A 6,211-nucleotide genomic window follows, 5' to 3' on the forward strand; every position below is an offset into this window, starting at 1 on the left:
TCCCGAAGTTTTTATGTTTCTTGAATAAAGTGGGTTATGCAAGGAGCTCCCTCCCTTTCGCTCCGCAGTTGAGAAGAAGGTCCAGAGCGGAAAGGTTGTATCGAAACTCCCCCCAGAGCTGCGGGTAGACCGGCGGGCGGAACGGAAGGAAGACCGGCTCGATTCCTCCCGACCGGAATTGGGCGAGATCGAGGAACTTCGCGGCAAAGGGGAAGAGGAGATAGCGCGTCGCATGGAGCTTTTCGCAGAGATCGACGAGGAGCTCTGTCCCCTTCCCCTCGACGGCCAGCTCGGATTGCCGCAGGAGGGTCGCCGGGATCTTCCACACCTCCCAGAAGAGGCGGAGAAGCGCGAGGTTGAGATCGACGAGCCTTGCGGTCGTCTGGCCATAGATCGCTTCGACCAAGAGAAGGACTTCCTTACGATAGGGAGCATGGGCGTAGGCCTGTCGGAGCGAAGAAAGATGCTTTTTTCGCCATGGAAGCCCCTCGCAGATCTCCACCTCACAAATCCGCTGCTTGCCTCTTCCGCTCTTCCTCACGGGGACCGTGAGCCAGAGCTCTCCCCGCTCGTTCTTGATGCGATTGCGACTGATCCAGCTTCGGCCGAGCGGAAACTGGACCTCGTCGAGGACAACCAAGGCATCGGCGCGGAACGCCTTGGCAAAGAAACCCGGCCAGGGGAGAAAGAGCGGCGGATGAGTCGCAATCGTCATCGGCGTCCGGATCGGTTCCTTACGGAAAGATAAAGCCTCTTGGCCGACGGCGCGAACGAGGGATCGCATTCCCGCCTTTCGCTCCCTCCAGGCATGAGGCATTGTAGAAGTCGATGGGCATAGGAAGTTTGCGGGACTACTACCGAGAGCCCTCCGTTCGCCGAAGAATCGCCGAGTATTGCGGCGGATCTCCCGAGGATCCGGAAGGATTTTCCTGCGTATACCTCGTTCGTTATGGGATCGGGGAGAAGGGCGATCCCGCAGTCTCGGAGCCCCACGCCTCGGTCGAGAAGAAGCGCTTCGCGGAAATCCTCGAGGCGGGAGGGGACATCCTCCGGTCACTCTGGGATCGAGCATCCCTCCTCGGCATCTTGGATATCGAATACGTCAATAGGGATTATCCCGCGGAAATCTTTTTCCAGCCGGCGGAGGTCTTCTCGAGGATGGAGCCTCTCTATAGGACGATCCGTCGCTCCTTCGGCGCCTATGGGATCGAGCCGCTGACCATTCTGACCGGCCAGGGCTACCATTTCGTCTTTCGAGTGGGGAAAGATTCCCCCGCATTCTCGCTCCTGGCTGCCTCCGGCTCTGCTTCCGGACGGCTAATCGAATGGGGAAATCGTTTCGCGGAACGTTTCGGACGCAGCTTCTCTTTTCCGGAAGCGGCGGCCTACGAGACTCTGGGCCGTCTCTTCGAGATCCTCCTCCACCGTATCTTACGGGAATATGACTCTGCTCCCCTCGAAGGAACTGCGCGCCTTCCAACGGTTCCGACCGATGTGGCCGTCGGGCGCGTCTCCCCGAACGGCCATCGCGAAGCGGTCTCCCTCGACCTCTCGCTCTTCGGGGATCCACTGCCCCGCAGGGCCACCCGGTGCCCCTTCTCGGTCTACCAGAAGCACCGAGTGCTCTGGGAGAAGTATGGAGAGCGCGCCGGCAGGGAGCTGCCCCTACCGGTTCTTTTGCCTCGCTGCGCGAAGTCCCTGCTCCAAGAGTTGTTGGCGGCACGCGTAGACTGGAATCGAGCCGTCGTCCTCGCCCAAGAGAGCTCCGTTGCGATCCCCGACGCATCGCCATCGATCCTCGGCTGGCACAAGGATTACGAAAACTCGCCTTTGGCCCAGGTTCATCGACGGATGGAAGAGAATCCCATCCGCCCGAGGCCGAGCCTTGGAGCGCTTCCGCCCTGCGTCCTCCATTGCCTCCGCGAGCCGAATCCCCATCTTTTGAAGCCGACCAACCTCCAAACGCTGACGCGCGTGCTCTTGGCATGCGGCTGGGAGCCCTCCGAAATCGCAGAGCTCGTTCGCACGCGGTACGAAGAGGATTATGGCTGGGGCGACCTCTGGGACAAGTACGAAGCGGCTACCCGTGCCCGCTTTTACGTTCGGCTCTTCTCCGGCCTCGTGCTCACGGGGACCGATAGGGAAATCGATCTCAATTGCATCAGCCACCAGGAAAAAGGATATTGCTGGCAGCCTTTTTGCGGCTTCAACCTCGCGGATTATCGAGGGAAAGGGACAAATGGAACTCGGGCTCTCGACGGGGGTGCTCTTCTCTAAGCCTGTTCGAGAAGTTCTCCCGCTGATCGCCCGGGCGGGCTTCCGCGCAGCGGAGCTCTGGACCGGGGATCGTCTCGGTCCGACCCCTTTCGACTGGCGCAATTCCGGAGAGATCGAGGGAGTAAACAGGCTTCTGCGGGAGCTCTCTCTGCGGGTCGCGAGCTTCCATGCTCCCTATTCGACCGACCTCGATCCCAGCGATCCCGATCCGGTCCGCCGGAAGCGGACCACCGCGTTGCTCTCGGAAGCGGTCGAGGCCGCTGCCGCCCTAGGTGCGCCTACCCTCGTCCTCCACGGTTCAGCCGCAGAGCTTTCCCGGATTTCGGAAGCAGCTCGGGCGGACCGGGTGGAAGCCTTGCGAGAGAGCCTCGCCCTTCTCCACCGGGAGGCCCGCTCTCGCGGCGTCGCGCTCGCCATCGAGACCCTCCTGCCGCATCTTCTGACCGCCGATCCCTCTCTTTTGCTCGAGCTCGTCGCGCCCTACCCAAAGAACGAGGTGGGGATCTGCTTCGACACGGGCCATTGCTTCCTCTGGCGCCCCTGGCCCTTGCAACAACTCTACGAGATCCTCGCCAGCCGAGTGATTGCGCTCCATGTCAACGACAATCGCGGGACGGCCGATGACCATCTCCCGCCCGGACGCGGAAAGATCGATTGGGCCCCTTGGCTCACCGCCTTGCGGCGGGGGAAGTTCGCCGGAGTCTTCCTGCTCGAGGTGGTCCTCTCGCAGGAGACGCCTGAACCGCTGGAGGCCCTGACGGAACTACGGCGCAACGTCCTCACCCTGCTCGCAAAGGGATCGCCCGGTTGACGCTGATGGCTCCCCCCTTCCCCGACCCCTCCGCAGTTCATCTCTTTTCCGGGGCTCTTTCGCTCTTCGATGCGCAAGGGGAAGCCGAACCGAATCTTCCGGGCCGGCTCCGCGCTCTCCGGAGCGAGAGGGCGCTGCGTTCCCTTCTTTCCCGCTACACCGGCCTCGCTCCCGAAAAGGTCCCTCTCGAGAAGAACCGTTGGGGAAAGCCGCTCCTTCCCGACTCCTTCAGCCTCTGGTTTAACCTTTCCCACTCGGAAAACCGTTGGATCGCCGCGGTGGCGGCGTTTCCGGTAGGAATCGACCTCGAAGCCCACCTGCCGCGAAAAGACCCCCTTCGGTTCGCCCGACGTTTCTTCTCGCCCGAGGAAGCGGCCATCGTGGGAGCGGCACCGCCCGAAGAGCGGACGGCCGCTCTCCTCCGGATTTGGACGAAAAAGGAGGCTTTCCTCAAGGGCTGCGGCATGGGCCTCCACCGTCCCTTACGCTCGTTTTGGTTCGTCCGACCGGGGCGGCGGAGTCCTTGGGAACTCGTCGCGCCCCCCGAACCGTCCGCTCCACCCTGGTATGTGCGAGGTTGGCGGGAGGAAGATCGATTTTTCTGCGCGCTGGCGGTCGCCCATCGGCAGCCAGATCGTCTTCTCCTCGCAAGAGAGGAGCTTTTCCCGCAGGCGAAGAGCCAGCCCGCTGGCAACAACCCCCCTCTTTCCATTGACGGGCTATCTTAGGAAAGGCTAACTTTTCTTTCGTTATGAAAGAAGGCGCGGTGCAAGCCAAGAGCTCGGCCGGTTCCTCATCCCTGAGCCACTCCCAACAAGATTACCTAAAGCAGATCCTTCTCTTGGACGAGTCGCCGCGTGGGGCCACCACCCAACAACTGGCGGAGCGCATCGGGGTGCGGCCGGCCTCGGTGACTGGAATGCTCAAGAAGCTCGCCGAAGAGGGTCTCGTGGAGCGGGCGCCCTACCGAGCGGTCCATTTGACGGAGGCGGGGCGGCGGATCGCCCTAGAACTGGTGCGTCACCACCGACTTCTGGAAGCCTTCCTCTCCCGGATGCTCGGCTACCGCTGGGACGAAGTCCATGAAGAGGCCGAGGAGCTGGAGCATGTGATCAGTGAGCGATTCGAGCAGAAGGTGGCCGAACTCCTCTCGCACCCTGAGCGGGATCCCCACGGGGATCCGATTCCGACCCAGGAGCTCGCTCTCGCAGAAGATCGCCACCTCGTGTCGCTCGGGCGGCTCCCCAAGGGAAGCCGAGGGACGATTTGCCGCATCACTCTCCAAGACCAGGATGCTTTGAATCTGGTGGAAAAGCTCGGCCTCCTTCCCGGCACGCCCATCGAAGTTGCCGACAGCCACCCCGACGGCGTCGCCCTGCTGGTCCGGGGAAGCCGCTTTCTCGTTCCGTCTCTTTTGGCCGCTCATCTGCTGGTCGATCTTCCGCCCAACCCTGCGGCCGCCGATTGGGAGGAGAAGGAGCGAACGAGCGGACGCGCGATAGAGGGCCTCTAACGATGCATCCGCCCGCCTTTCGGGAGGAACGCCGTTGAAGCCGAATCCCCTTCGCCCCCCGATTCCCACCGAAGGATGGGATGTCTCGGTCCGCGAACAGGCTGCCGAGGTCCTTTCGGGCAAATGGGCCGGCAATGTGGGCCGATTCGTTCCCTTCCTGGGACCGGCCTTCATCGCCGCCGTCGCCTATATCGACCCGGGCAATTACGCAACCAACATCGAGAGCGGAACTCGCTACGGTTATCAGCTGCTCTGGGTCGTACTCTGGTCGAACCTCATCGCGCTCTTTGCGCAGGGTCTCTCGGCCAAGCTGGGAATCGTCACGGGCAAGAATCTTCCCGAGTGCATCCGCGATTTGCTGCCCCATCCCCTTCTCCGGATCGCCTACTGGCTGCAAGCCGAGCTGATGGCGATCGCGACCGACCTCGCGGAGTTCTTGGGCGCTGCCCTCGGCTTCCAACTCCTCTTGGGGATTCCCCTCTCGGTCGGCGCCCTGCTGACCGGAGCCGTCTCCTTTCTGATCCTCGGGCTGCGGCCGCGGGGCTTCCGCTACCTCGAAGTCCTGCTCACGATCTTCGTCGGCTTTATCGCGGTCTGCTACGCCTTCGAGCTCTTCTGGGTCCATCCCTCGCTCTCGGAGAGCCTCCACGGCCTCCTCGTGCCCAGCATCCCCAGCGCCGAGGCCGCATATTTGGCCGCCGGGATTATCGGGGCGACGGTGATGCCCCATGCGATCTATCTCCATTCTGCGCTGACCCAACGGCGCATCCCGGCCCGGCGGCTTGCGGAAAAGCGCAAGCTGATTCGGCTTTCCTTCCTCGACGTCTCTCTGGCGATGGCGATCGCCGGCGTCATCAATCTCGCCATGCTTGCGGTCTCAGCCGCGGCGTTTGCCGGCGCTCCCCCCGAGAGAGGAGACGGGATCACGCAAGCCTACCGCGCCCTCTCGCCCATGCTGGGCAAGCTGGCGGCGGGAGCATTCGCGCTCTCTCTCCTCGCCTCCGGCCTCTCCTCGTCGGCGGTAGGAACCCTCTCCGGCCAAGTCATCATGCAGGGCTTCGTCGGCTTTGCGATTCCGATCTGGCTGCGACGCTTGGTTACGATGGCACCGGCGATTCTCGTGATCGCTTTGGGTATCGACACAACGAAAATTTTGGTCGCCTCGCAGGTCCTGTTGAGCTTCGGAATCGGTTTTGCGCTCGTCCCCCTCCTGCTCTTCACCCAAAGCTCCCGGTGGATGGGGCCGCTCCGCAACTCTCTTTGGACGAACATCGCGGGATGGCTGATCAGCGCAGCCATCGTCGGGCTCAACGCTTTTCTGCTTGCCCGCCTCCTCCTTCCTCCTTCCCAATAGATGCCTCTTCCGGATCCGAGAAAGCCCGACCCTTCCCGCATCTATGGAAACCTGTACACTGCGTTCCTGGCCTGCCGACGGGAGACGGCGCGCCGTGGTGAGCCGGATTCTGCCGGAAATCGACGATCCCCGCTTCCCGGTGAAACGGGCGTTGGGGGAAGCGCTTTGCGTCCAGGCCCATGTCTTTTCCGACGGTCACGACCGTATCGAAGTTCGCCTCCGCTACCGCCATCAGGGAGACTCTGAGTGGCGGGAG

7 protein-coding genes are annotated in these 6,211 nt (G+C 62.6%); 6 read left to right on the top strand and 1 reads right to left on the bottom strand.

Annotated elements, in window-relative coordinates; all coding sequences use genetic code 11:
• Nucleotides 1-34 precede the first annotated feature (34 nt).
• Entirely contained in the window at nt 35-784 is a 750-nt protein-coding gene (locus FN369_RS03265; RefSeq protein ID WP_178087649.1) for a WbqC family protein, read from the bottom strand.
• Nucleotides 785-828: 44 nt separating this feature from the next.
• On the opposite strand from FN369_RS03265, the gene FN369_RS11070 reads away from it, so the two are divergent.
• The 6 genes from FN369_RS11070 to FN369_RS03290 all read left to right on the top strand — a co-directional run.
• Nucleotides 829-2,277: a hypothetical protein gene (locus tag FN369_RS11070; protein WP_178087650.1), complete on the top strand. Its 1,449-nt coding sequence runs from the start codon at nt 829-831 to the stop codon at nt 2,275-2,277.
• The gene (locus tag FN369_RS03270) at nt 2,240-3,088 is read left to right on the top strand and encodes a sugar phosphate isomerase/epimerase family protein (protein WP_178087651.1); all 849 of its coding nucleotides are present in this window, start codon (nt 2,240-2,242) and stop codon (nt 3,086-3,088) included. Before FN369_RS11070 ends, FN369_RS03270 begins: the two co-directional genes overlap by 38 nt.
• A 5-nt stretch (nt 3,089-3,093) precedes the next feature.
• On the top strand, nt 3,094-3,816 hold the full coding sequence (locus FN369_RS03275) for a 4'-phosphopantetheinyl transferase family protein (RefSeq protein ID WP_142524778.1): 723 nt from the start codon (nt 3,094-3,096) through the stop codon (nt 3,814-3,816).
• A gap of 23 nt (nt 3,817-3,839) precedes the next feature.
• Nucleotides 3,840-4,601, top strand: a complete 762-nt coding sequence (locus FN369_RS03280; protein ID WP_142524779.1) for a metal-dependent transcriptional regulator — start codon at nt 3,840-3,842, stop codon at nt 4,599-4,601.
• Nucleotides 4,602-4,635: 34 nt separating this feature from the next.
• Nucleotides 4,636-5,955: an Nramp family divalent metal transporter gene (locus tag FN369_RS03285; protein WP_142524780.1), complete on the top strand. Its 1,320-nt coding sequence runs from the start codon at nt 4,636-4,638 to the stop codon at nt 5,953-5,955.
• 43 nt (nt 5,956-5,998) lie between these two features.
• The coding region (locus tag FN369_RS03290) for a maltotransferase domain-containing protein (protein ID WP_142524781.1) at nt 5,999-6,211 on the top strand (213 nt) is incomplete at its 3' end.

This window comes from Methylacidimicrobium cyclopophantes, assembly GCF_902143385.2.
GTDB lineage: Bacteria > Verrucomicrobiota > Verrucomicrobiia > Methylacidiphilales > Methylacidiphilaceae > Methylacidimicrobium > Methylacidimicrobium cyclopophantes.

Bases quoted from the DNA above. Each gene is read 5' to 3' on its own strand.
- FN369_RS03265 (WP_178087649.1), bottom strand. From the start codon at position 784: ATGCGATCCCTCGTTCGCGCCGTCGGCCAAGAGGCTTTATCTTTCCGT.
- FN369_RS11070 (WP_178087650.1), top strand. From the start codon at position 829: ATGGGCATAGGAAGTTTGCGGGACTACTACCGAGAGCCCTCCGTTCGC.
- FN369_RS03270 (WP_178087651.1), top strand. From the start codon at position 2,240: ATGGAACTCGGGCTCTCGACGGGGGTGCTCTTCTCTAAGCCTGTTCGA.
- FN369_RS03275 (WP_142524778.1), top strand. From the start codon at position 3,094: ATGGCTCCCCCCTTCCCCGACCCCTCCGCAGTTCATCTCTTTTCCGGG.
- FN369_RS03280 (WP_142524779.1), top strand. From the start codon at position 3,840: ATGAAAGAAGGCGCGGTGCAAGCCAAGAGCTCGGCCGGTTCCTCATCC.